This window comes from Flavihumibacter cheonanensis, assembly GCF_022352215.1.
Lineage (GTDB): Bacteria > Bacteroidota > Bacteroidia > Chitinophagales > Chitinophagaceae > Flavihumibacter > Flavihumibacter cheonanensis.
The window spans coordinates 1,710,354-1,736,217 of record NZ_JAKRWF010000001.1; the positions used below are offsets into that span (position 1 = coordinate 1,710,354).

Consider the following 25,864-nt stretch of genomic DNA (forward strand, 5'->3'; position numbering starts at 1 on the left):
TAGAAATCACCAGATCAATCATGAAATCGAAATGAGCTATTTTACTAACCCTTTAGATCATAATCGTATTAGATAGTGATTTATAAAATACGTTTCTTTTCGAACCTTCAGCGGGGGTAATTTTTCCCTCTTCCAAATTTTGTAAATATGAACAACCGTTTGTCACTTAGTAATTCATCTTTATTCTAAAACCTTAGTTTTTATAATAATAATTCACCATTTTGATATATTTCATTTATTGCTAAATAAACTTCACAATTTTGAATGTCATACTATACTATAAAAGTCACCATTAAGGTGACTTTTATAGTATATATATTATCTTAATGAGATAGGCTTGACCTCCCAACTTACACCATTAAAAATTCGTACATAATATGAACCTGGTCTGAAGTCTCTTAATGAGATTGTGAATGTTTGTGATTTTTCAGGAACTGAATACTTTTTTATAATATTTCCACTTTGATCAACCAATTCAACTTGTTGGATAAATTCATCCTGATTTTTTCTTTCAATTTTAAAATCACTAAAGGAAGGGTTTGGATAGATTGCAAAATTTGATTTTAATTGCCCACAAAGAGTGCTAACCTCTAAAAAAACAGCTGAACTATAACCGCAAGCATTTATTGTTCTTACACGAATATAACCAGAGCTAAAACTGGATGAAATAGTAATCGGAATATCAAATCCAGTAGCCCCTAAAATAAACGGATTATTTCCTCCACTTGCACTTGAGGTAATACCACTCCAAAGAAACCATTCATATTGATCGCTTGTTCCTCCAGTCATTACCGCTTCAGCACGGTACCCACCAGGATTTAAACACATAGGATCATCTGCTCCATTACCATACACATTGATAAATTCTGGTACATTTGGAACACCAACCGTAATTGTTCTATATTTCGTAACAGATGTACCACAAGCTGTGAAGGATGCAGATATTGTTACTGTACCACTCCCTACTTTAGTAAGGGTAGCAATATTATTAGAAGATGAGATCTGTACAACTCCTGTAGGCTGGGATGACCACTCAACTGTTGTGTTGCAAGGCAATCCAACTACTTGTACTTGTTTAGATCCAGAACAAAATGACCCAGGATCTGATATACTCATTGATGGAAGGCTGACAGTAGTTACTAACTGATTAGTAGAATAAACTGTTGAACCAACAGTCACATCAACAATTATTGGATTTAATTTTGCGCCACACTTTTGAGTAAGTTCAATATTGGGTGAAGTGCCTGTTGAAATTATTTGAGGAGCGTCAACACCGCCATACAGCCAACCATTATTCGGACCTAGTTTCCACGTATAATTTGTAACACCTGAAGTCCCGTACACATTCGAGATACTTATGTTTTGTATGGCCGATTGTCCACATCCAACCATAATGGTTGCAGGTATTGTAAAAGATACAGGAGGAAACTCCTCAATAACGATTTTGGTAATCTTTACTTCTGAAACTTCAGAGGTAGATCCAGCAGATGCTGTAACAATAAAATAGTTGTCATTTAAAGATGAGATAAAATTATTAACTACTAAATAAGATTTAGAAGCTGTAGAATTGATTACAGCACTACCTATCTCGGAAGGGAAATTCCATTTTGGACCTGGAACAGAACCACAAGATGCAGGAGATGTTTCACTTGGATCAGGCAATTCTAAAGCAGTATGCATCTTTAAGTCAGGAGTAGAATTATTGTCAATTGAGGACTTGGTACAAGTGACTGTAATTTTGTATCTGTAATTCTGTTTTATATCAAATTCAATTGCAAAAGCTGTTCCATATGTACTAGAATTATCAGATCCTCCTTTAGTTTTTAATATTAATCCAGAAGAATAGGTAACGCCACCAGATACTGGGTAATGCTTAAAGCCGTTAACTACTTTTAAAGGAGGAGAATTGAATATATTACAAATACTGGAGGAGTATCCCAAATTTGAATATTCCAATGTTTGGGCATGCATAAGTTGACTGGCTCCTAAAAGAAGCAATAAAAGATATCTTTTCATATTGAAAGGTTTAGGTTTATACTTATCATTCCCGTTCTAGGTGAATTTGAAATCCAATTGAAGCTCGTATACCATTATTGCTACTGGTTGACGCTTGGTATCCTGTATATCCTATTAGCAATTCCATTGCCACACTGGAATTTAAGAATACGGACGGCCCAGCGGAAAAACTGTAAGAAGTATATCTGTTTTTTAAAGAATTTTGGTTATTTGATGTCACATTAAATCCAATACGAGCATCAGAAACAACATTTATTCTATTATCAGTATTTAAAAAATAATAACGGATAAATGGTCCAACCCCAAAAGTTGTAACCCGTGTTTTTGAACTTAATGTAGAAATGCTGTGGATTAGATCGAATGCAATACCACCTGCTAACTTATCAACAAAAAAATAACCTACGTTTGGCTTACCTTGAAATACTGTTGAACTAATCTCACTTTGATCCGTTTTTGTCTTTGAATGATCGAATGATAACTGACCACCCATCAACCAATTGTTTTTAGTTATTTGGCTAAAGCAACTACTTGCACAAAGAAAGGCTAATACGGTAAAATAAATAAATCTCATAGAATTTTTTGGTTAGTTTTTAAAGAGTAATTACATAGTAAATATTAATTACTTCAATTGACTAGTATTGAATGTAAGAAGTAAATTTTTTGAATTAATACCTCAAAGTGGTAATCTACTTGTTACACCTATTTAAATCAACATAATAGATAGTAATAATAAAAGAAGTACTGTGAATAAAAAAACACTTTGTATTTTAATATAAATAGTAATACTTATTTTAGAAATAAATTTCATCGAAATTCATCTAATTCAAATCTAGCTCATCCATTTTGGCAACTACTTTTTGCTTCAGTAGATCCAGCAATTGGGTCCGATTCTTTTTTCTTAATCGGATTTCATTAAAGACATGGTAGAAATTTCCCAAGTCAACCTGAAAATAATGGCTGAAAAAATTGACCAGTTGTTTCAATTCCACCTGACCATTATTATATACACCCGAACTTTGTAATGCATAAATCAACTCTACCAGTGCCGCCTTAGATGCTGTCCACCGAAGGGGGAGGTATTTTTGTTCCGGACCTGTTGGAGCAGGTTGTTCAGTTGACGTTACCAATACCTGTTGCCAATAAGCTACCAGCCTTTCATTGGCCCAATACCTGGCAACTAACACATCATAACCGGTAGACCAGGTTCGATCCCGATCCAGTAGCAAGGGGTCCAACAACTCCTCATCGCCGCTACTTTGCCGGGTAAAATACTGTCGATCAAGATCCGTACGTTCCAGGCGCAGGTACTGAAAAAAAGCAGTGTGTACTTGTTGAAAATGTGCCAGGGAGTCCAACTGTTGTTGTACATATTTCTTAACGGCTTTTTCCGTCCCCATTGGAAAATGTAGCCAGCCCTCAAATACACTCATCCAATACAAATACTCCTGTTGAAAGACCGGCTTGATTTTTTTGAAAAAGATAATTTCTGCTTCAACAGCTACTATGGGATGTTGTTCCAAATAGGTTTTTAACCAGTTTAATGCCACTCTACTTGCTTTCCAGGCAGCACTCGCAACCGCTAATGCATTATTACCCGGCTGTACGCTGAGCGTTTCAAGCTCCTGCAGTAATTGAGCATACCGTTCCTGAATGTCTACCGGTGCTCCCTCCAAAACTCTCCATTGTCTGGCGTTCATACATAGGAAGATTTAAGGTACTAAAATCAGGACGACCAACGATACAATACCACCCAACCAAGCGGATTGGTATAGGTAGCAATCAGTTCAAAGCCGATGGATTCCATGAATCGCTGCATGCGTTCGTGGGTACCTGGTAACTCCACCAATAACTGCAACGCACAACGACTACCGGACCGAACAAATTCCATTACCATTCTAAGAGCAGCTAACCAACTATCGGTATGGCAAGTCTCCCTGGGTACCAAATAATACAATACCCAACCCTCCACCAATAGCGGGCAATGGATCAATAAATTGGTTCTACTCACCGGTACCAGTTCCCAATAACTGAGCACTTTCCCTTGCCTTTCTACCACCACCGACTGTTCACCTTGCGTCTTTAAACGCCGTTGAATACGATGGATCAAACGTTCCGTTTGTATCTCCCAAATCTGATTGGTCAAATGGGTTGGATCATTCAAAACAGCATATACCTGCTGCAGGTCGCGAACAATCCAGCAGGCCCGAAATTGCCATGATAATCCATTATCATCTATCCATTCCAACCAGGTTGGGGGTTGTTCAAACGGATATAGGGACGCTATCATCGGTTCTCCCATCATATTCCGTCTACCGCCCAGGTAAATCCATTCTTTATATATTCGAATATCCTTGATTCCATAAACTATAAATTGTACTTTCTATACGCTAAACTTTTATACTTTGAAAAAAAGCACCGTTTTATCACGGGTTTCAACTACTGGAAATGCTCAACCCTGTATGCTTGGAACAGCAACCTGTCAGTTGCATTTCTATGAAGCAACAAAAGCGTCTCGCGTCGTCCCCCATGATCTGCTACCAAACACGCTCCAATGGATTTTCTGTCTCCAGGCCACAGTTTACTGGAATGGACAACCGCTTCCTGCTGCCAATCATGGTCTCTTTGAATCCGGAGCGCAGCCTACCGGCTCCGTCCTAACCCTTCTTCCTCAAGCAAGTGCACTCCTTTTACAGATCCCCCTCGACGTATGGCAGCCCACACCCAACTTCCCACTTGCCACTGCCTCCGAAATAACACCCCCAATCAGTTACCCCTTGTTATTATTGCTCAGTGAAACTTCCAATCTTACACATGCGTCGACTCGATTACCCTATTTCATCCGCACGCTGATAACTGCAACCACTTGTTCTGCTCCACCAGCAACAACACGGCTGCCTTTTCAAGAAACGCAGAAAATCATTCAGGTGGAGCAGCAACTCTTATCCTTTGGTGCTGCCATTCGATCCATTCAGCAACTGTGTTCCGCTCTTCACATCAAATCCTATAAATTCAACCTCCTCATCAAATCCATTTTTAATTGCACTCCACAGCAATGGTTGTTGCGCCTTAAAATGACCTATGCTGTTCAATTGCTGCATCAAAACCAATTCACCATTGAATATATTGCCAAGCAATTGCAGTACCAGTCGGATGAAAATTTTATTACAGCCTTTAAAGCGCATTTCGGAATCACTCCGCATGTATTCCGAAAACAAGTCAAGCAGTTGCACGTATTCCCCTTTTCCGAAAGACACGCGGCTCCACACCTACCCGTTGCTTAAACACACGGGAAAAATAACTTGGTGAGGAAAATCCTACTTGAATACCTACTGCCAGAATGGATTCATTGCTATGAAGCAACAATTCTTTTGCCTTTTCAATACGCATCAGTTGGACAAAGGAATGTAAGGACTGGCCATATAATTGTTTGCAGAGCGTTTGCAACCGTAACACATTCATGCCCGTGAAATGCAACAGGATCGACAACGTGATCGGCTTATCCAGTTCCTGTAGAATATAGGGCACCAAAGCCAATACCCGTTCCTCTTCATCCGCTAAGTCGGTTACCGATCCAGTTGCCTGGGTTAATACCAATTGCTCCAATAACTGAAACGCCTGTTGTTCCAATGCGAGTTGATCTTCCACTAGAAAGTGGGGACCAGCACGAATGGATAGTTGCTGAAAAAAGCGCTCCTGTTGAAGAGTCAATAGAAAAGAATGTTCCTTAAAGACGGAATCCGAAAAGGGATCAACAAAATAAGGCCACCAATTACTAGCAACTTTTTTTGTCAACCAGTCCTTGATTTCACGCAGTGATAATTGGAATACCCAGCCACTGGCCGGTTGTTGGCTACCAATCTGCCAACGTTCCTTCCCCTCACGTAAACAACTGATGAGCGCCATGTGCGCAGGAAGCAATTGGTGAGAGGTCGAAGTTCGTAAACGCAGGGCACCTTGTAAACAAATCGTCCAATAAAGGAGTGGCTCCTTGGCAAGGATAGCCCAACCGGGACTGGTTGCAGGTTCGTTCATAAATCGGTACACCTGAAATCCAGGAAACCGATCCAGCTGCCAATGCATAGCTTTTGCACCCGGTCTATGGATAAAGGGATTTATACTCATGGAAAGGTTTATTTGATGCACGGTTGCCAGAATCTCTGATAACCTAACTAGTAAGATACCATTTAATAAAGGGAAATACAAATAGCCAGGAATAGGAAATTGACAGGAATCAAAGTTTTTAATCTGGAGTTTTACAATATGCTTTCAACTACTACTTTAATTTCCAAAAAAACTAACAGGTGCCTAGCTCCTACATCTCTGACCGATGGGGCCCTTGTGTCCTTGAACCCCAAGTGGCAATGGAACGAACCGGCCTGTTTGCGGTAACTACTCCGGACTGGAAGTTATTGGGGCAACTTTTAGAAGATACCGATGGTTCCATTGAATGGGGTTGGGTAACCACCGAAAATGCGGATCAACTCATGATCATGGCAGATGACTATCCCTTTCTTTGTTTTTCTTTGATTCAGAACAGTGCTGATATTCACATTACCGGCAATGGAGAAATCACCCTGCATGAAACCGGCTTTCAATTGTTGTACAGTCCGTATATGTCCTTTACCATTCGCTTGCGAAAGGGACAAACCTACGGGTGGATGATTCTACGATTTTCAGAGGACAGCTTCAAAGAAATTATTCAAATCACCCGGATCCAGCAACAAGTCAGCAATTTTTTACATCCTCGATTTTTGTTACCACAGCCCAAAATATGGCCTGCTTCCAAATGGCATCAACTGGCCGTACAGGTTCCTCAACAGATTCCCCACCCTTTCTTACAACACCTTCCATCTGCCATTGCACTTCGGACTTTAATCGACATACTTTCTTCCTTACATCAGTTTGCGGAGCAAGCCCGTTTTATTTCCCTGGACATCGCCGCTACTGTGTATCAACAAAAGGCAGCTTTACTGAGCATATCCCACCAACATTTATTGATCGATGAATTACTTTCCGAAGCAGGCATTACCAATAAACCCTATTTCAGAAAATGCATTAAAGGCCTTTACGGTTGTTCTATAATTGACCTAATCAATCAATACCGTTTGCAAACAGCCGCTAGCTTACTGCTTAAGAAAGAAGTTTCCATAAAAGAAATTGCAGTTCGCGTGGGATATGCCAATGTATACCATTTCACAACCCTGTTCACCAAATTATTTGGGCTTCCTCCCAAAAAGTATCAACAACAATTTGGCTTATGAAATCTATAAATTTTTCTACAAATGCTATAAAAGAAAGAAGCGTTGATGTTTTCTGATCCCAATCAATCAGTTGAACTTTATACAATAACCTTATCAAATGAGACAGTTAAAAAATTAAAGATCGTATTGCAATACCAGGGGAATGCTGAAAACCTGCTAAAAGAGTAAGCACCTTAACTATAAAAAAAGAAACGTATGAAAAAGTATGTAATTGGATTTTCCGCTTTGTTCTTTGCACTAATTGTTACGTTGGCTGTTACAGCGAAAGAAGAACCAAAAGCAACTCCGGAATTAATGGCTGTTTGGTTTGATTTTAACGGCAGCCCTGGACAGGAAAACATCGCAAGCCAGTATTCAGTCGATGGAGACAATTCTCCGGAATGCCCAACTGATGAGACGTATCTGTGTGAAATTTTGGCCGTTCCTCAAACAGGTTCACCCAATTTACCAGATCTCTCCACCATTCAGCAATCACGTTTTAAATCAGCACCCTGATACAAAAAAGCAGCCGCCTGAAGGCGGCTGCTTTTTTAAAAACTAAACACTACAGAGAAAAATCCTGAATAACAAGCACATTAACGAAACGTTCTTCAATCGAGAGCTCTAATCCTATAGAAGGCAAACAATATTGCAAAATTTCTATGGATGCATCAGGTGTACATGAAAGTTGAAAACTAACTCGTTCATCAACGCCTGTTTCATCTACAATAGGATACTTACCATATAATTGCCCTCTTCTCAAATCCTGAACTAAAGAAGCCTGTAAGGTAGTATTCCGAACTATATAGGAGTTATCAGTTACAATTACTTTCGGTGGCAAGCATGCATAAAAATTATCCATTACCTTACCGGGCTTTGTTCGTAGAACCAATGCCTTCATCTTTCTCTTTTCAATGGTTGCTTTGTAAGGGAATTCCTGTTCCAAATCGGATCGCAATCGTTGTAGTATTTTTTTTGTGCTCAATCCTCTTTGGACAGCTTCGTAAGAAACAAGAAACCGCTTCTTCCAGGCATCCCTCAAATTTCCATCCTTTGGTAAAAAAAACCGACTGCTATCCCTCGTAGTTAGCTGTATCTGCGCAATGGGTAATAATTGTAGGAACCGAAGATCAAACCCAAATAACTCGTTTGAGTAGGCAATCGCATAAATTTTATAGAGCGGTTGGTTAAAAAATTGAAGCAGTAACTTACTGGAATCATCCGAAAGTGGTTTCAAAAAAAATCCATTTTTACTTGTTTGTTCATCCATCCCTTTAAAAAACAAGGAATAGGATTGTACATACGGATACAAGGCGGCTTGAACGGGAAAGCCAACTGGACTGCCAATACCCAGCGTATCATTATTCCGAGTTTCGGATAAATGAAGTGATTCCCCGCGAAGAAAACTGAGCATGTGCTCAAAAGTGGCATTATACCCACCTGTAATATGACGCACTACAGAATTTTTATCCAGCCATACATGAAATGGTTCTGAAACATGAGGAAACAGTTGATTGAATGTTGAATCCTGATATATTATTCTTAGGTGTCGTGGCCAAAAACCAAAACGTTGTAAGGTCTTTTGTACCTCTTCTTTGGTATTTCGGGTAACTGAAATAATTTGTATGCTGTCACCAAATACCTGTTGCAAGCTGTCTAATCCTGGTAACGCTTTAATACAGGATGCACACCAAACACTCCAAAAATCCAAAATAGTGGGTCGCCCTTCAAATGAAAACACTTCAGTAGTACTGTGGGATTCCATTGTTCGAAATCCAATAATCTTGATTTTGGGTAACACATCACCAATTTGTAAGGAATCCGTTTGTGCAAACAAATTACTCATAAGAAGCATTCCTATAATATATAGCATGCCCCTTCTGCTTATTAACTGTATCATTAATAACCTTCGTTTTGAGTTAGGTTGGGATTAAGTTTCAATTCAGCGATGGGTATCGGCCAAAGCTGGTCAGTTGATTGCCAGGTAGCAGGTTTTAAGTTCGACATAACACCATCTACCCGTCCAGTCCGTTTCAAGTCAAACCAGCGATTGCCCCACTCACCAAACAATTCCCAACGTCGTTCATTAAATACAGCCTCCAATAATTCTTCTGCTTCACCAGATTCAATAGCTGCTAATCCGGCTCGCACCCGAACAGCATTTAAATCTGCTAAGCCACCGGATAGATCACCTAGGTGAATGGCTGCTTCAGCCCTTAACAACAACATGTCAGCATATCGTAATGGAGTATTGCATTCAAGTTCCGGATAGGTTCCGGTTCCCCCTCTGACCTTAAATTTATACGGATAATACAAGGTAGCCCCTGCAAACTGCCGCTGTTTGATCCAGTGCTGCTTGCGTAAATCTCCTTCTTCGAAACTTGCCACCAACCAGTTTGTTAGTAAATAAGTTGGAGTTGTTTGCTCATTTAGTGGAAGTATAATATTTCCTTCATACGTGTTTAATTGTTGCTGAACGGTGTACAATTGCCAGATAGCTTCTGGACTGTTTTTTAGAAAAACATCATCTAATTTGGGCATCAATTGGTAGCCCCCACTTGCTTCCAATTCAGTAACAAGCCGTTGAACAGTTTCCCAATCCTTTTCCAAGGCAGCCAATTTTACCAACAAGGCAATAGCGACACCTTTATTGACCCGCCCTTTTCCTCCAGAAACTTCCACCCCATCCAACAACGCAATTGCTTCTTCTAGATCTTTTTTTATTTGTTCCAGTACAAGTCCATACGGGACGCGTCCTTCTGTTGCATTTTTAGCATATGAACTTGTAAGGCTAAGTGGAATAGCTCCGAAAAAACTACTGAGTAAATAATACTGAAATGCTCGGAGCACTTTCACTTCCCCAAGTAGTTTTCTTTTTGTTACCGAGGATACATGTTCACTCTTTTCCAATTGTTCCATGCACATATTCGCAGCATGAATAAATCGATACGCTGGTTGCCAAAACAACACTTGTAAACTTCCATGATTTAATTCAGAGAGCTCGTTGGTTGAAAATTCATCCATCAAACCCGGTGTGAAATAATAATACTCGTCCGCAGCCAATGCGCCATACAAGGAAACATACCCCGCCGTCAATTGATTCGGGCGGGTAACCATTTCACTGTAAATACCAGCAACAGCTGTTTCCGCAGATTGGTTATTGGAAAACAATCCTTGAGCAGTTTGTTGTTCAGGCGCAGGGGGAACTTCTAAAAAACGACGGCAACTGCAAAAATTGCATGCTACTAGGATCAAAAAAGACCAATAGAAGCTATTTGTATAGGTTTTAACTTGCATTGATTTACGGATTTAAAACGATGATTGAATACCTATGCTGATTACACGTAATGGAGGCAAAGTATTCCTGGATTGTGTTTCTGGATCACCACCCGCATAGGAAGTTATCGTTAGTACGTTTTGGGCCTGAATAAATAGTTTAAACATACTCATTCGAAGCTGCTGTACAATTCCTTTTGGCAATTGATAGGAAAGCTGAACATTTTTTAATCGAATAAATGAAGCATCTACAAAGGCTGCTGACGAGGTTGAGGCCGCAAATGCAGCAGTGTAGGCTGGACCAAATGACTGTTGCGAGAATCCTTGATAGGAAGCATTATCACCCGCCTTCTGCCAGCGATTCAACATTTCTTTTGGTACATTAGAACGTGTACCAGCAGGAGATCCGGTACTAAAAAATACATCGCGCCCTTGCTGTTGAACAAACTGTAAAAAAAGATCAAATTGCCAGCCGCCTTTGACTACACTATTCGACCAGCCTCCATATAATGTTGGATTAGTAGTCCCAAGCACTCGAAAATCTGTCACCCGATTGGGCGAACTGGTGGATGCCCCACTTGCTGAAGTGAAGGAATACAAGCCGGTTTGTGGATTCAATCCTTCAAAAGGGTAGCCCCAAAATAAATTCAGCGGTTGGCCAATCTGATAGGTTTGTGCATAACTACTAGTCTCCAATCCGGGAAATTCAACAAGTTCATTTAGAGGGATTGTAAGGTTGAACTGGGATGTCCATTTCCACTTATTTGTAGATTTATTATTGTACGTAAAATCAAACTCCCATCCCTTATTCACCACTACACCTGGGAAATTCATCAACACATTAGTAAATCCAGTTTGCGAAGGCAAATTATAAAAGACGATCTGGTTGCTGCTTTTGCTATGAAACCAAGTAGTGTTAAACTGCAGCCGATCCTGCCAAAAGCGTAGTTCAAGCCCAACATCCAATTTGCGGATCTGCTCCCACCGATAATCAGGGTTAAACAATCGAGTGGGACGAAAACCAGCTACCCCACCATAAGGAAAGGTAGTTGGCACCCAGGTGTCCAGGTATTGGTAATTACCAATTTGGTCATTACCGGTAGTTCCCCAGCTGGATCGAATCTTTCCGAAGGATAAGAACGGCACTACCTTTTCCATGCCTTTAAGCTGGTGAAACAACCAGCCCCCTCCTATGGCACCAAAATTAGCCATTCGATTCGCAGGACCGAATCGGGATGAACCATCCCTCCTACCTGACAGCGTCAATAAAAGAGACTTCCGATAATCATAATTGATCCGGGCAAAATGTCCACCATACCGGTAAGTGCTACCTCCAACCTGTGTTACAATATTGGTGGCTCCGGCAGTACCTTCTAATACATTATCATTCGGATAACCAGAAGCATCAATGGTCTGTAATTGATTTCTACTGTCTTGATAACTGCCGCCGACTAGGATTCCAATGCGATGATTACCCCAAGTTGTTCGATATTCCGCCTGAGGTTCAATAATCCAGGTTTGCGTTCGGTTATTGGCAAAGTTAGAGCGGGCGTTTGCAAATTGCGGGTTCTGCGCTGCTTTCGGATAACGACTATTTTCCGATAATTGAAGCGTATTAAATCCGGAAGAGAGTTTCAACTCAAAGCCTTTGAATACTCTATAAGACAATACACTGTTGGTAGTGAATCTATCCATCCGTCCCCTGAACTGCTCCTTTAAAAAACGGAACGGATTTGGAAATCCAATGCCCCCTTTTTCCCATACAAGGTTACCGTTCTCATCGAATAAATCAGGTAAATTAGGAGGCAAACTCAAGGAATTCGTCAGATCGGTGTTGACCAATCGGCTATCCTCCGCACTGTAGGAAGAGGTAAGTGAAAAATGCAGACGGTTGTCTTTACTTTGATGATCTACCTGAAACCGACCCGAATAGCGGGAAGTACCTAACTCCGTTGGAAAAACGGTCGTTTCTTTATAGTAATTCGTACTAAAGGAAAATCGTGTCCATTGACTGCCACCTGACAACCCCAACTGGCCTTGCCAGGTAGATGCTGTATTGCCAACTAAAACTTTGCTCCAGTCGGTATACGCGGTAGAATCCCAAAGCAGTAAATCAGGCGCATTAGCCAGCGTGGGAACCACATTGTCATTTGCGAATGCTTCCTTTCGCATAGAAAGGTATTGCTGCATTGATAAAAAAGTAGGTACCCGTGTTACACGTCCCCAATTGGTATTTATTTGAACGTCCACTTGTGTAGTTCCTGAAGTCCCCTTTTTGGTAGTTATTAAAATAACGCCATTGGCTCCCCGAGAACCATAAATTGCCGTGGCATCTGCGTCTTTTAGAATCTCAATGCTTTCAATATCTAACGGATTGAGGGTATTCAAGGGATGGTTGGCGTTGATAAAATTGCGTTGATTCAATTGATTAATAGGAAAGGGAACTCCATCAATGACAACTAACGGTTCATTCCCCTGCTGGATAGAATTGCGTCCTCTTATGAGTATATTAAATGCTGACCCCGGTAGGCCATTTCGCTGGGTAATAAAAAGACCAGGTGCTCTGCCCTGCAACGCTGCTAGCGGATTAGAAACGGGCTGTTTTTCAATAACCTGACCACTCACCTTACTGATCGATCCAGTGGAAAATCGACGCGTTGTTTTTCCATATCCAATAACAATGGATTCATCTAAGTCACTTTGCGCAATGGATAACGTAATAAGCAATGGGTCATAGGATCGAACCAACACTTCTGCTGCTGTATAACCAATCGAAGAAATCTGTAGCCGTACCGGTATGGATATATCTTCTAAACTAAAATCTCCGGAGCTACTACTCGCCATCAGGCGCGGTCCTCCTTTTATACCAATGGTGGCACCAGCAATTGGACGACCAGTAGCATCCACAATACGACCCCTAATAAGAGTAGGAAGCGTATCGACGACTGGAATGACACCTTCTCGTTTCCGCACGTAAATCACCTCTTCCTGTAATAAATAGATAAGTGGCTGGTTCGCAAAACATAAGTCTAATACTTCACGAACGGGTTGGTTGCGAACAGCTAGATCTACCGGTTTTGCTTGCTTTACATCCTCGCTTTTGTAATAGAAAAAAAGGCCTGTTTGTTGGTGAATGGCTTCAAATATTTCTTCCAGGGAAGCCTGTTTTTTTGAATAGGTAACTGTCTGCCCGAAGCTATGAGCAGACACATGCAGACAAGCTGCCACCAATAGTAGGATGGTTAGTTTGATCATAAGAAAGGTTTGATGCAGTTCGGCTGTCCGCCTACCAACGGACATAGATTTCCCAATAGCAGTTAATTGCATACATTTGATTAAGGGTTAACAATAGCTTTCCGTCAAAGTGAGTGGATGTTAATCCGGTAGCCGGATCCTGTTGCAACCAGGAGCCGGCTTTTTTCAAGAGTCCGCCATTTCGGACACTTGAATAGAACATTTGTTTTACAAGTGATTACTGTATGTTGATGAGCCTATGTTGGTTTTTCATTCTGTTATCGTTAGCACCCTTCCCTTCAACCGAAAATGCACCCCGCCACCTTTTTCCAAAATGCTTAATAACTCTTCGAGTGGAAGGTTGGTAGGCAGTACACCGGTAAAACGGGTCGATACATTGCCTTCAAATTGTACGGAAATCGCATACCAGCGTACCAGTGTTTTAAAGATGGTTTCAAAACTTGCTTCCCGGAACCAAATCTTTTGTTCCTTCCAGGCCAGTACCTGTTGCAGCTTTTCCTTACTGGGCTGAATTCGCTGGTTCTCCCCTATCGCAAGCACCTGACCAGGTTGCATGACATGATTTTCTTCCTTAGCCTGAAGCATAATCTTGCCTTCCTCCAGACCAGTTAGCATTACAGGATCAGCAGCATAAGCACTGACCACAAAACGGGTTCCCGTTACGGTAACAGCACCTCGCTCCGTACGAACAATAAACGGATGTTGTGCATCCGCCTTCACCTCGAAATACCCCTCTCCACTTAATTCCACTTCGCGTTTGTCCCCGGAAAAAAACACTGGGTAACGCAATTGTGATACCGCATTTAACCATACCTGACTACCATCACTCAATACTACCTTGTACTGTTTTCCAATCGGTATGCGCAGGATATTGTACTGATTACTTTCGCTTTTGGCCGTAGTTATATAAGTCAACTGATCTGCCTGCTGGCGCGCTACTACCTGGCCCTCTTCTGTAAGGGTAGATTGCCTTCCAGCAACCAGTACGACCCGTACCCCATTACTTGATTCCACCGTTACCAAGGAGTCCGGGTGGCCCGGAGTGATTGGTAGTACTGGATTTGCTTCTGCCATACGTGGTGGTTCATCCGTGGTACGATTGGTCCACCAATACCAACCGCTCAGTACCACCAATAAGCCACCTACCAATGCTGCCACACGTAGCCAGGAACGCAGTCGTACTACCGGTTGCTCCTGCTTTCGCAGTCGCTCTCGAAGCAATAAAAGGGCTGGATCTGTATTGATATCAGCATACTTTTCCATTTCTTTTTCCCATGCCGCGGAATTACTTAAGTCATCAAACAACTGCTGGTTCCCGGGAGATTTGGCTAGCCATGCTTGCAAGCGATCCAGTTCACCCGCCGTCAGTTCCGCACGTTGGTAATATTTATACAATAAAGGCAATATCGTAGCATCCATAGTCATGGGCGATAGTTGGATCGGTTTTATACTCTTTTAATTGAATTAAGTACCTGCTTGGTGAATTGGGAGGAAAAAATTTATTCGACGTTCAGTTGATTCATCTTTAGAAATATAACAAAAAAAAGCAATTCTGCAAAGGTGATACGAGCCATAAATTTTAGTGGCAACATCCTTGCGTCGCAATCCGTTTATTCGGTTGCACTACTATGGAACGAGGGAGTAATAAAAATGATGGAGAAGAGTAAAAATTTTACTGCATGCATGCTATTTAGTAGGGTATTATCCAGCCGACCAACAAACAAATTAGATACGACCATTTCGTGAAGCCCTTTTTAGCCAGTGCTGCTCGCATGCGTTTTAAAGCTGCTTTTTTATGGGTCTGTACCGTATTCACAGAAACGGCTAATTCCTGAGCAATGGCGGGTGCCAGCATCCCTTCCAGGTACGCCAGCGTAAATACCTTTTTCATTTGTTCAGGCATTTGCTGGGTTTCCAAATAGATCGCCTGCAGTAACCGCGAACGCATTTCTTCACAAATCGGATCCACTGCCTGATTTTCTAAATAGCCGAATTCAACAAGTACTTCTTTTCGCTTTTTTTCTTCATTGAGGTATTGAAAACATAGGTTACGAGCTATAGTATACAGGTAGCCAATCAACCCTTGCATGGTTTCCAGTTGGGTGCGTTTGTTCCATAGACGCAAAAAAGATTCTGCTACGATTTCATCGGCGATGGCTTCGTCCTGTACTATTTTAAAAGCAAAAAGAAGAATGGCGCGGGAATGAAGTTCATACACGACTTCCAATGCCGCCTCCTTTCCGTTCCGGAAATCCGAGACGAGGGCTTCGGGAGAGTGGTATGGTAGCTCATTTCGCATTAGAATTAATGAAATGCGAGATTCCCTAAGAAGCAAAAAGGGTTGGAACCTACCATGCTTTGCCCGCAGAGGTCGTAGGAGACCTACTATCTTTCGATAGCCAAGGACGCAAAAACAATAAGTAGGCCCAACCCTATATTGCCTATAGAGTTTGGGCGCCATACTTATCATCTCGCTCCTTGAAATTTCCTACGTTTCTGCGGACGAGAGACTCGCAAGCGAATCCACTTATGAGCTAGATTCGCAAATTAAGTTGAATGCCTTAATTCAACAAAAAGGCACTTGTAAATATAATAATTTTTCAGATAGGTACGGTACTCCGTACCTATAAAATTTCTTTTAAGGTGTTCCTTTCGAGATGGTAAAATCAAAGGAAGATCTTGAAATCCAAATGAAATATGCTATAGCATTCAGAAAACTAATGAATGAGCATAGAAAGAAGTGGATAGAAGGAGATCAGAGTACATCCGTCATAAACAGTTATAACAAACTGTATCTCGAAGCTGAACTCAGAAAAGCAACTTTAATTGATATTTTTTGGGGCAAATCAAATCCCTCAGCCATTACGATATCCAAAATAATTTCCGCTTTGGGTAAGACACATAAAGAATTTGGGGAACTTCTGGATGGAATCACCGAAGACGATTTAGTTAAATTCAAAAAACTACTAGCTAAAAAGCAGAAATAGGATCATTTACATCCGTAAGTCCTTAATCAATTACCATATAATTCCAATTCCTGTTTTTTTTGTGAATATTCATTGCATTGGCTCTGTAAAGGGATAATTGTTTTATGGTCTTGCAAATCACCTAATACCCTTCGTAAAGATTAAATGGATTGCCTATAAAAAACAATCCTATTTTACAACGAAATAAAAATCACCACCTGGAATATCTTCATCAGCATGCCCAACAAGGTATCGATTGTGAGAAGTTTCTTTAAGGATGATATTAAAATTTGCTTTTATGCAAGGTTCGTTTTTTCTATAAGTATTACTAGAATTACTAAATACGAACCTATATAAACCTTTTTCTTTTGGAATTAGAATAAGCTTAAACAAATACCGGCTATTTTTCTCAGGAAAAAGAAATTCTTTAAACAACAATTCATTAACACTTGATGTCGCTTTCCCTTCAATCAATTTAAAATTAAATGATTGAACAGCATCAAACCAAAACTGAGCTAATGAATCAAACCGCTGAAAACCTATCGCACTTCCTAAATTTCCAGCATTATTAAAATTTATGTTTTGGCTTGTGTTTAAATCTACGAAGTTGATAGATTCATTTATCTCTAACACTAATGAGTCGCCAGTTGAAAGATAATCATTATCTGGGGTAACTTTTGCGGGCAAATCAAATCGATACTTTACCTGAGTACAATCTAATCCGGATTTATTACATGTAGCATTTATAGTTGCAATTCCTATAAAAATTACGATAGTACAATAAATGAATCGATAATTAGTAGCCATAAAAGGTAAAGATAGTATTCACACCGGTAGATTGATTTTTACCATTTTCCTTTAGAAGTCGGAGTTTGAAACTTTGCATACCACTAAAATCAGAATCCAATTCATTGAAAAGTTGCTAAAAAGTATACCCGGAAACAATATCATTGGTATAACTCACCGGGATGCGATAAGTAAAGGCTTATGGTGAACCGGAATCATAAAGTCAAAAATAACTTCCGAATCTAACGAAGTATCTGAAATTGGATCAACTACTTAACCACAAAATAGAAATATCCACCGGGTTGATCCTCGCCAGTAGATGAAATTAAATGTTTATTGTGATTTGTTTCTTTCAGATATATGTTAAAATTTGCCTTTTCACAAGGATCACTTTTTCTAAATGTATTAATTGAATTACTCATAATCAATTTATAAAGACCTGTCCTTTGGGGCTTAATAATTAGATGAAACTGGTAACGTTTATTGTTCTCATAAAATAAGTAATCTCTATTTAATTCTACAATTATAGGGTCGGAACTCTTCCCTTTGATCAAAGAAAAGTGAAAATTATTAGCTGCCTGTTCCCACATGCTATTAGTTGAATCATATCGTTGAAATGATATAGTACTACCCAAATTACCTGCATTATCAAACTTAACGGATTGTCCGGTAACCACATCTCTGAATATAATTGACTCATCAATTAATATGGTCAAGGAATCAGAAATTGGTAGCATTTCATGATCAGGATAGATTTTAGCCGGTAAATCAAAATAATTGGTGACTATTGAACAATCAAAACCTGATTTATTACAAGTTGCATTGATGGTAATGAAGCCAGCAAATAATACGACCAATATATATGAGATTCTGAATTTAGTACCCATAAAATGTAAATATTGTATTAACCCCAGTAGCCTGATTATTTCCATTCTCATTTAACAAACGAATTTTATAGTTCTGAATGCTACTAACGTCGGAGTCCAATGAATTGAATAGTTGTTGAAAGGTATAACCAGCAACATTATCAAATAATGGAACATAATCCCCCTGATCATCATTTCTATTATCCATTAAATCATAGTACAACCCTTGTGGGATCCAATTAAATGGATCTCTTAATATTGTGGGATTAAAATTTTCCAGCAAATTCAAATTACTACTTAATCCAGAAATAGGCGAATCATTTGAATAAGGTTCACCTTGCTCAAAAAATGAACCACTCAATGCCCCGTACTTTAGGTTTGTAAGGTAATGACCAGTATGATATGCCCAGCTTTCACCCAGAGCTATAATCGGAGCATCAGGAGTATTCTTCGGCCCATATGGCGCATCACTCTGATTAAAATTTGCAATAATTTGATTTATTTCAGCTTGCACAAAATTGTTATACCAGGCAGTTCCCGCTTTTTTATAATGTGCCGCATGTGTTAATTCATGATAACATAGTTCAGTTAATTTATCATTAGTTTTTGTGACAGTTTCACTTGCACTATACGTAATAAATAGGTCTATTCTTCCTGCAAGCGCACCTGCTATCGCACCTAAGTAAGCACTGGTATACTCCATTCCAATAGATGGAGTAACAAATTGCCGGAAGAAATAATTAGAAACACTTGTTATGTATCTTTTTTCAAACATAGGTGCTGAACCGTTTCCACTTCCTGGCAAGGTCAAAATTTTTAATTTATCAGGAACAGTCCCAATTCCCAAAGCTGTAGCATGTGTATAATTGTATTCCTGAACTGTGTTATGGATGGTAGCAGATGCCCAATTCATTGCTCCTCTTGATCTTACGTCATTGTTATCAGCAATATTGTAGGTCACATTATTTACTTTTCCCCTAAATCTACCCATATTAATTCTATTCGGAAACAACATTCTCCATAAACGTGCCCCCCTGAGTCCGTAAACACTCGCATTTGCATTCTTGAACTTCATTATCATAGTAAACTTATTACGAAAGCTCTTAGTAAAATAATAGTTGCCAATATTATCTGTATAGGTCCGTTCAATTTTGAGAAATCTTCGCGCAACCAGGCGCACTTTTTTAATGCCCACATCAGCTTGAAGTACATCATCATTTACAGTAATTTTTCCCGCTGGAATTCTTATGACTGGAACTGGTGGCAAAGGAGTTAAACAGGGGCTAAAACCACAAACTACTCTACAATCGCATTCCAATGCACTAGGTCTTGAACTACAATCACAGCTAGAAGAAGACATAGATTCCATTATTGCAGAACTGCTTCCACTTGAACAACCTGCAGTATCAACATAATTGCCGGTAATTCTAAATGCCTCATTTTCGATACGATAATCATTGGGAACATGCAACGTTTGTAAAACTTCAGTAGTTATTCCGGACGGAGCCACAAAATTCATGTCTACTACCGCATAAAGCCAGGGTATTTGTTCGATTGGGGTAACCCCATCATCATAGTAATCACCTTCTTGTATTAATTCATAATCAAGAGGATAGTCGAACAAATCAATATCCATATCCTCTAACTGAGCCAATTGGTTATTATTGGTGGGCTTGAAGCGGATATATTTTTGATTTTCTACTACGCCGATACTGCTACCTGTTAAATTAACGTACGCCTGTTTCATTTTAACCAAGGAATAAGGGGCCCCTAGTAATTTTGAACCAAGAATTGTTGGCTTCAACACACTATCTGATTGAAGTCCATTTTCAGCATCCTCCCAACAGTAGTCGCCTGTGGAGCCTGAAGAACTCGTACTATTGATTGAACCTAGTACTTCGTTTGAACTTGAGATGAATTGTTCTGATGCATTAAATTCTTTCTTACAGGAAAATAACGATATAACGGCAGCAATAAGGACTAATGCCTTTTGCAATGAAGGTGTGTGCATATCCTAGGATAAGGTAATTTCTAAATAAGGTTATGACTAAATATAGACATAACTATTTAAATATGCAAGCAATAAATCAAAAAAAAGTTAACGATTAAGCATCCATCCACGAAAACAAGTAAGCCAATTTTCAATGATGGATCTATAAAAAATGCAGACTTCAAGTGGAAATTTGTATGAATTTTTTCAATTAATCCTGTCTCGAAGTTAATAGATTGTCTGCCGGGCGAAAAGGAAATTCCGGCATAAACACTTACCTACTCACAAACCCCGCTTTTATTCCGTTGCTTCCTTTTCTTGGTTGCCAATCCATTGGTTGGGTTCCATCATTAATTTTTTTAATTCTTAAAAGTTAGGTTATGGAATCAACAGCTAAAATCCCGAATTGGAACCAGGTGAGTGAAGTAGAATTGTGCTACAAAAACAAAGTAAAAGTAGCTGACCGTCCTCGCATCGATGGAAGTCGATCTGCAGCAGAATTACTGCGGAACGGCTGGAACGAAAATACCTTAGACCTGCAGGAACGATTTAAAGTGCTTTTTCTAAATCGTTCCAACCATGTTATTGCAGGCATGGAATTATCAATCGGCGGAATCGTTGGAACCGTTGCCGATCCTCGATTGATTTTTGTAACCGCCTTAAAAGCAAATGCCTGTGCCCTCATCCTTTGCCACAATCATCCCAGCGGAAATTTACTGCCTAGTAAAGCTGATGAAGAGCTGACTCGAAAAATCAAGCAAGGAGGTTTACTTCTCGATATCCGGCTGCTGGATCATGTCATTTTGACTTCAGAAGGATATTACTCCTTCGCTGACGAAGGGCTCTTGTAGCCCTTTCTTTCATCTCGTCCAACCCTTTGAAAACAATTCTCCTAATAGACTTCAAAATTCCGTTCGTGCGATTTTAAGGAAGGATTATATGGGGGGTTGATCCAAAACGATACTTTCCATTGTATGTTTGTTTAACAGCTTTCTTCTCCTACCACTACCCCATTCCTCTTTTCCAATACACTTCCAGGCCTTGAGATTTCCGGCATACCGAAATCGGCAAGATGTCCGGTTGTTAAACAACCGATCTTTTCGCCCTCCCTCGGAACTCGGGGGCGACAATATTATAGGAGAAATTTTTAAACGAAACGTGCGAGTGATATGTGTAGTAGAAAAACCAAATTGAATCGAACCCGCCTGGTGGGGTTGCGATTAACCGATGCCGAATACGACCGGATTGCAAAACAATGGCAACAATCCACCTGCCGAAAATTGAGCGAATATATCCGTGATCGGCTCTTCAATCGACCCATCATTACCCAATACAGAAACCAGTCCATGGATGACGCGATGGCAGAACTCATGCAGCTCCGTGCAGAAATCAACCACATTGGACACAACTTCAACCAGGCCGTGAAAAAGCTGCACCTCCTGCAAAAGATCCCGGAATTCAAATCCTGGTTAGTAGCCAACGAGCCGGTCATTGCTTCCCTCCACCAACAAATTCAAAAGATAGATTCCTCCGTTCAACAAATGGGTAAGCAATGGTTGCAGTAATTAAAACCGGATCATCTATCCACCGGATCCTGAACTACAATGAAAACAAGGTGAAGGAAAAAGTTGCCACCTGCATAGCTGCCCGAAACTTTCCATTGGAGCCGGAACAGTTAACCCTGAACCAGAAATTAAATCGGTTCCTGCATCAACTCCAACTCAACAAAAACGTCACCCGAAACAGTGTACACATTTCACTAAACTTTCATCCTTCAGAATCCAACCTTTCTACTGAAAAGCTCCAGGCAATTGCCACCACTTATATGGAGGGGATCGGCTTTGGCAAGCAACCCTACTTGGTTTACCAGCACCAGGACGCAGGTCATCCACATATTCATATAGTAAGTATAAAAGTGCAACCAGATGGAAGCCGAATCGACATGAACAACATTGGTCGCAACCAATCCGAAAAAATCCGCCAGGAAATTGAGAAATCCTTCAAGCTGGTTTCCGCGAAACAGTCACACGAAAAACCGGTTCACCAACTTCGCCCGATTCCTGCCACTAAAGTCTCGTATGGTAAGGCTGCCACCAAAGCGGCTATTCAATCTGTATTGGATAACGTTTTACAACAATACCGATATACCAGCCTCCCGGAATTAAACGCCGTCCTGAACCTCTATAATGTATCCGCTTCTAGAGGAACTCCCAATTCCCGAACCTTCCAGACAAAAGGCCTTTTCTATCAGGTACTGGATGAGCAAAAGCAACCCATTGGCGTCCCCATTAAAGCCAGCCTCTTTTACAACAAGCCCACCTTAAAGTTCCTAGAAAACCAGTTCCAAAAAAATGAATCCCTCCGAAAAGCCCACGCTGCATATCTTAAAGCCACCATTGACGAAGTTTTATCCAAATCAATGGACTCTTTTACGAGTCTGACGGAAGCATTGGCACGGAAACAGGTGGATGTCGTACTTCGACAAAACAAAACCGGGCAGACGTATGGAATCACCTTTGTCGATCACCGCAACAAATGCGTATTTAATGGGAGTGATCTTGGGAAAAAATATACTTATCGGGGACTTATCAACCGGCTCACTACCAACTTCCTTAGAAAAGCCAAACGTCCCGAAAAGAGCACAGTTTCCATAAGACAATATCAAGCTGAACGTTGGACGGTATCCCTCCCAGCTGAAAACAAACCCTCCCAATTAGACACTAATCTATCTTCCGTGCTCAATACCATTATTCAACCAACACAATCCGCTGATTACTTACCGAACAGTCTCCGATACCCCTCCCGCCGTCGAAAAAAACGTGTTACCCGAAAATTATAATCATAAAATCAAATAACATGAGTACCGGCGAAAACGAACAAGCCCTCCGGAAAATCCTGGACATGTCAAGACTGATCAGTTTAGTGTTGTTGTTCTTACACCTGTATTATTACCAATACACGGCCTTTCAAACCTGGGGCTTGGTCAGTCCCTTTTCGGACCGGTTGTTAGAGAATATCCACAATACCGGACTATTCCGGTATTTCTTCATATCCAAAGCCCTGGCCCTGGTTTTTCTGGCGATATCATTATTAGGTGGCAGAGGCAGAAAAGACGAGAAAATGAATTACAAAATCGCTATAGCCTACTCATTGACCGGACTTCTTATTTACATAGGAAGTAGTCTAGTCTTATGGGCACCAATGCCCGTTACCTCGTTGGCAGTGATCTATGCGTGTGGTTTATCCTTGGGCTATCTCTTGATCCTAACCGGGGGTACCCTGCTTTCCAAAATCATCCACAAACGCCTCAATAACGACGACATCTTTAACCGCGAAAACGAAACCTTCCCTCAGGAAGAACGACTGCTGAAAAATGAATTTTCTATCAATCTTCCGGCACGTTACAGACTGAAAAATAAGTTGAGAAATAGTTGGATAAATATCATCAATCCCTTTAGGGCAATTATGGTGTTGGGCACTCCAGGTGCAGGCAAATCCTACTTTGTAATTCGACATGTCATTACTCAGCACATATGTAAAGGTTTTACGATGTTCGTTTATGATTTTAAATTTGATGACCTAACGAAGATTGCTTATAATTCCTGGTTGAAACACAAACACCTGTATCCTAAACCGCCCAGGTTTTTTGTTATCAATTTTGATGACTTAACAAGGAGCCACCGCTGCAATCCATTGGAGCCGTCTGCCATGACCGATATAACAGACGCTGCGGAATCGGCCCGTACGATTTTAATGGGATTGAACAGGGAATGGATCAAGCGGCAGGGTGACTTTTTCGTGGAATCATCAATTAATTTCCTGACTGCTGTCATATGGTATCTGAAAAAGTACAAGGACGGCGAATTTTGCACGCTGCCTCACGTCATTGAACTGATGCAGGTGGACTATGACAGTCTGTTTACATTGCTTCGTTCAGAAAAAGAAATCGAAGTGCTAATTAACCCTTTCGTCAATGCTTACCTCAATGATGTCATGGAGCAACTCGAAGGCCAGATAGCTTCTGCTAAAGTGGCGATGGCAAGGCTTTCTTCCCCACAACTATACTACGTGTTATCCGGCAATGATTTCAACCTCGATGTAAACAATCCCGACAACCCCAAGATTGTTTGCATGGGCAATAACCCGCAGAAGATTCAGATTTATGGAGCGGTACTTTCCCTATATGTAACCCGCTTGGTAAAGCAGGTCAACAAGAAAGGAAAGCTGAAATGTAGCCTAGTGTTTGATGAGTTCCCAACGATCTATCTTACTAACATGGATAACCTGATCGCCACAGCCAGGAGTAATAAAGTTGCGACCTGCTTAGGCATCCAGGATTTTAGCCAATTACGGAAGGATTACGGGCGGGAACAGGCAGATGTAATAATGAATATTACAGGTAATATCATTGCAGGACAAGTAACAGGTGATACCGCTAAACAACTCTCGGAACGTTTCGGGAAAATAATGCAGGACAGGGAAAATTATTCAATAAACAGGGTGGATATGTCTATCAGCCGTTCTAAACAATTGGAAGCCGCTATCCCCCCTTCAAAAATATCGACACTGAGTGCTGGCGAATTTGTGGGCATGGTAGCGGACGACCCGGATAATAAAATAGACCTAAAAGCCTTTCATTGCGAAATCATCAATGATCAAAATAAACTAAAAAAAGAGGAAGAAGCCTACAAGGAGCTAGAAGTGTTTAACAAGATAGATAACATCTTAGTACAGCGTAATTATTTTCTAATAAAGCAGGATATAAAGGAAATTATTCAGGCGGAAATGGACCGCATAAACAAAACCCCAGGATTAGGCCATTTGTTGGTAAACAAGACGTAGGTCCTTCTTGGCAAAAAAAAGAAGTAAACCCATCAAATAACAAATTGAAATATGAATAAGATACCAATTCAACAAGGTACTCTGGAAGTATATCTAATTCTGGACTTGTGAATTTCATTTTTTGGAGTTATTAGAACGAACCCATAATAATTCGTGTTAAAAAATGGTATTAAAATGTTTCCTCTCCGCCTTCCGTTGTTAAGGTAAGCATACCATCAATTTTCATCCTCCTTACTTGATAATATTTCTTTACGAAATCCCACGTATAATCAAGCTGTTCTGGCCAGATAATCGTCCCAAACATCGAGGAGAATCTTTGACAATGAAAATAAATATGTACTTTAAATGTGGTAGAATTGCCTGAAAACTAATGTATTTTCAAAAGTAATAAAAGCGCATAGGTTAACTCAGGAAACTAGAAATTTTCATGGCTGGATGATTGATTACATCTAAAATTGACCACCAATGATATGGTAGATCCCATTATCAAATCAAACTTAAGAACTTAATATTACAACTTGCGATACTAAATCTATACCATAGATTTAGTATAACTTACCTAAACTTAAAATTGTCATATTCTTCATTTCATAAAATCTAATTTTTGTAAACACAATCAAATCCAGA

The 25,864-nt window shown here is 40.3% G+C and carries 21 protein-coding genes; 8 read left to right on the top strand and 13 right to left on the bottom strand.

From position 1 onward, the window contains the following. Window positions 1–318: 318 nt before the first annotated feature. The 4 genes from MD536_RS07570 to MD536_RS07585 form a co-directional block, all read right to left on the bottom strand. Window positions 319–2,016, bottom strand: coding sequence for a T9SS type A sorting domain-containing protein (locus MD536_RS07570; RefSeq protein ID WP_239597336.1), 1,698 nt, complete (start codon window positions 2,014–2,016; stop codon window positions 319–321). A gap of 25 nt (window positions 2,017–2,041) precedes the next feature. Next, the gene (locus MD536_RS07575; protein WP_239597338.1) at window positions 2,042–2,587 is read right to left on the bottom strand and encodes an outer membrane beta-barrel protein; all 546 of its coding nucleotides are present in this window, start codon (window positions 2,585–2,587) and stop codon (window positions 2,042–2,044) included. Between the two features lie 247 nt (window positions 2,588–2,834). Further along, window positions 2,835–3,713 carry an RteC domain-containing protein gene (locus MD536_RS07580; protein ID WP_239597340.1) on the bottom strand — a complete coding sequence of 293 codons (879 nt, stop codon included), beginning with the start codon at window positions 3,711–3,713 and terminating at the stop codon, window positions 2,835–2,837. Window positions 3,714–3,739: 26 nt separating this feature from the next. Next, on the bottom strand, window positions 3,740–4,303 hold the full coding sequence (locus tag MD536_RS07585) for a hypothetical protein (RefSeq protein ID WP_239597343.1): 564 nt from the start codon (window positions 4,301–4,303) through the stop codon (window positions 3,740–3,742). Window positions 4,304–4,418: 115 nt separating this feature from the next. Here MD536_RS07585 and MD536_RS07590 point away from each other — a divergent pair, with 115 nt between their 5' ends. Further along, window positions 4,419–5,297, top strand: a complete 879-nt coding sequence (locus MD536_RS07590) for a helix-turn-helix domain-containing protein (RefSeq protein ID WP_239597346.1) — start codon at window positions 4,419–4,421, stop codon at window positions 5,295–5,297. On the opposite strand, the gene MD536_RS07595 is transcribed toward MD536_RS07590, so the two are convergent. Continuing rightward, entirely contained in the window at window positions 5,233–6,138 is a 906-nt protein-coding gene (locus MD536_RS07595; protein ID WP_239597349.1) for a helix-turn-helix transcriptional regulator, read from the bottom strand. The genes MD536_RS07590 and MD536_RS07595 overlap by 65 nt on opposite strands. Before the next feature lie 239 nt (window positions 6,139–6,377). On the opposite strand from MD536_RS07595, the gene MD536_RS07600 reads away from it, so the two are divergent. Next, complete coding sequence (locus MD536_RS07600) at window positions 6,378–7,277, top strand: helix-turn-helix domain-containing protein (RefSeq protein WP_239597352.1); 900 nt, start codon at window positions 6,378–6,380, stop codon at window positions 7,275–7,277. A gap of 195 nt (window positions 7,278–7,472) precedes the next feature. Next, a complete protein-coding gene (locus tag MD536_RS07605; RefSeq protein WP_239597355.1) occupies window positions 7,473–7,772 on the top strand; it encodes a hypothetical protein in 300 nt (99 codons plus the stop codon). Window positions 7,773–7,821: 49 nt separating this feature from the next. On the opposite strand, the gene MD536_RS07610 is transcribed toward MD536_RS07605, so the two are convergent. The 5 genes from MD536_RS07610 to MD536_RS07630 form a co-directional block, all read right to left on the bottom strand. Continuing rightward, window positions 7,822–9,102: a TlpA family protein disulfide reductase gene (locus tag MD536_RS07610; protein WP_239597360.1), complete on the bottom strand. Its 1,281-nt coding sequence runs from the start codon at window positions 9,100–9,102 to the stop codon at window positions 7,822–7,824. A gap of 53 nt (window positions 9,103–9,155) precedes the next feature. Continuing rightward, the gene (locus MD536_RS07615; RefSeq protein WP_262915911.1) at window positions 9,156–10,553 is read right to left on the bottom strand and encodes a RagB/SusD family nutrient uptake outer membrane protein; all 1,398 of its coding nucleotides are present in this window, start codon (window positions 10,551–10,553) and stop codon (window positions 9,156–9,158) included. A 12-nt stretch (window positions 10,554–10,565) separates the two neighbouring features. Further along, the gene (locus MD536_RS07620) at window positions 10,566–13,787 is read right to left on the bottom strand and encodes a SusC/RagA family TonB-linked outer membrane protein (protein WP_239597364.1); all 3,222 of its coding nucleotides are present in this window, start codon (window positions 13,785–13,787) and stop codon (window positions 10,566–10,568) included. Between the two features lie 249 nt (window positions 13,788–14,036). Then, window positions 14,037–15,212, bottom strand: coding sequence for a FecR family protein (locus MD536_RS07625; RefSeq protein ID WP_239597367.1), 1,176 nt, complete (start codon window positions 15,210–15,212; stop codon window positions 14,037–14,039). A 265-nt stretch (window positions 15,213–15,477) separates the two neighbouring features. Beyond that, window positions 15,478–16,086 carry an RNA polymerase sigma factor gene (locus MD536_RS07630; RefSeq protein WP_239597369.1) on the bottom strand — a complete coding sequence of 203 codons (609 nt, stop codon included), beginning with the start codon at window positions 16,084–16,086 and terminating at the stop codon, window positions 15,478–15,480. A 358-nt stretch (window positions 16,087–16,444) separates the two neighbouring features. Here MD536_RS07630 and MD536_RS07635 point away from each other — a divergent pair, with 358 nt between their 5' ends. Then, window positions 16,445–16,774 (top strand): hypothetical protein, encoded by a 330-nt coding sequence (locus MD536_RS07635; protein ID WP_239597371.1) that lies wholly within the window; start codon window positions 16,445–16,447, stop codon window positions 16,772–16,774. 168 nt (window positions 16,775–16,942) lie between these two features. Here the strand turns inward: MD536_RS07635 and MD536_RS07640 are convergent, their stop codons facing one another. From MD536_RS07640 to MD536_RS07650, 3 genes are all read right to left on the bottom strand, one after another. Then, complete coding sequence (locus MD536_RS07640; protein ID WP_239597373.1) at window positions 16,943–17,560, bottom strand: hypothetical protein; 618 nt, start codon at window positions 17,558–17,560, stop codon at window positions 16,943–16,945. 248 nt (window positions 17,561–17,808) lie between these two features. Continuing rightward, entirely contained in the window at window positions 17,809–18,426 is a 618-nt protein-coding gene (locus MD536_RS07645; protein WP_239597375.1) for a hypothetical protein, read from the bottom strand. Further along, entirely contained in the window at window positions 18,416–20,416 is a 2,001-nt protein-coding gene (locus MD536_RS07650; protein WP_239597377.1) for a hypothetical protein, read from the bottom strand. The genes MD536_RS07645 and MD536_RS07650 overlap by 11 nt, the downstream gene beginning before the upstream one ends. A gap of 359 nt (window positions 20,417–20,775) precedes the next feature. Between MD536_RS07650 and MD536_RS07655 the strand changes: the two genes are divergently transcribed. From MD536_RS07655 to mobC, 4 genes are all read left to right on the top strand, one after another. After that, entirely contained in the window at window positions 20,776–21,246 is a 471-nt protein-coding gene (locus MD536_RS07655; protein WP_239597385.1) for a JAB domain-containing protein, read from the top strand. 318 nt (window positions 21,247–21,564) lie between these two features. Continuing rightward, complete coding sequence (locus MD536_RS07660; RefSeq protein WP_239597387.1) at window positions 21,565–21,960, top strand: plasmid mobilization protein; 396 nt, start codon at window positions 21,565–21,567, stop codon at window positions 21,958–21,960. After that, a complete protein-coding gene (locus MD536_RS07665; RefSeq protein WP_239597389.1) occupies window positions 21,948–23,234 on the top strand; it encodes a relaxase/mobilization nuclease domain-containing protein in 1,287 nt (428 codons plus the stop codon). Before MD536_RS07660 ends, MD536_RS07665 begins: the two co-directional genes overlap by 13 nt. 17 nt (window positions 23,235–23,251) lie before the next feature. Continuing rightward, window positions 23,252–25,237, top strand: coding sequence for a conjugal transfer protein MobC (mobC, locus tag MD536_RS07670; RefSeq protein WP_262915912.1), 1,986 nt, complete (start codon window positions 23,252–23,254; stop codon window positions 25,235–25,237). The last annotated feature ends 627 nt before the right edge of the window (window positions 25,238–25,864 follow it).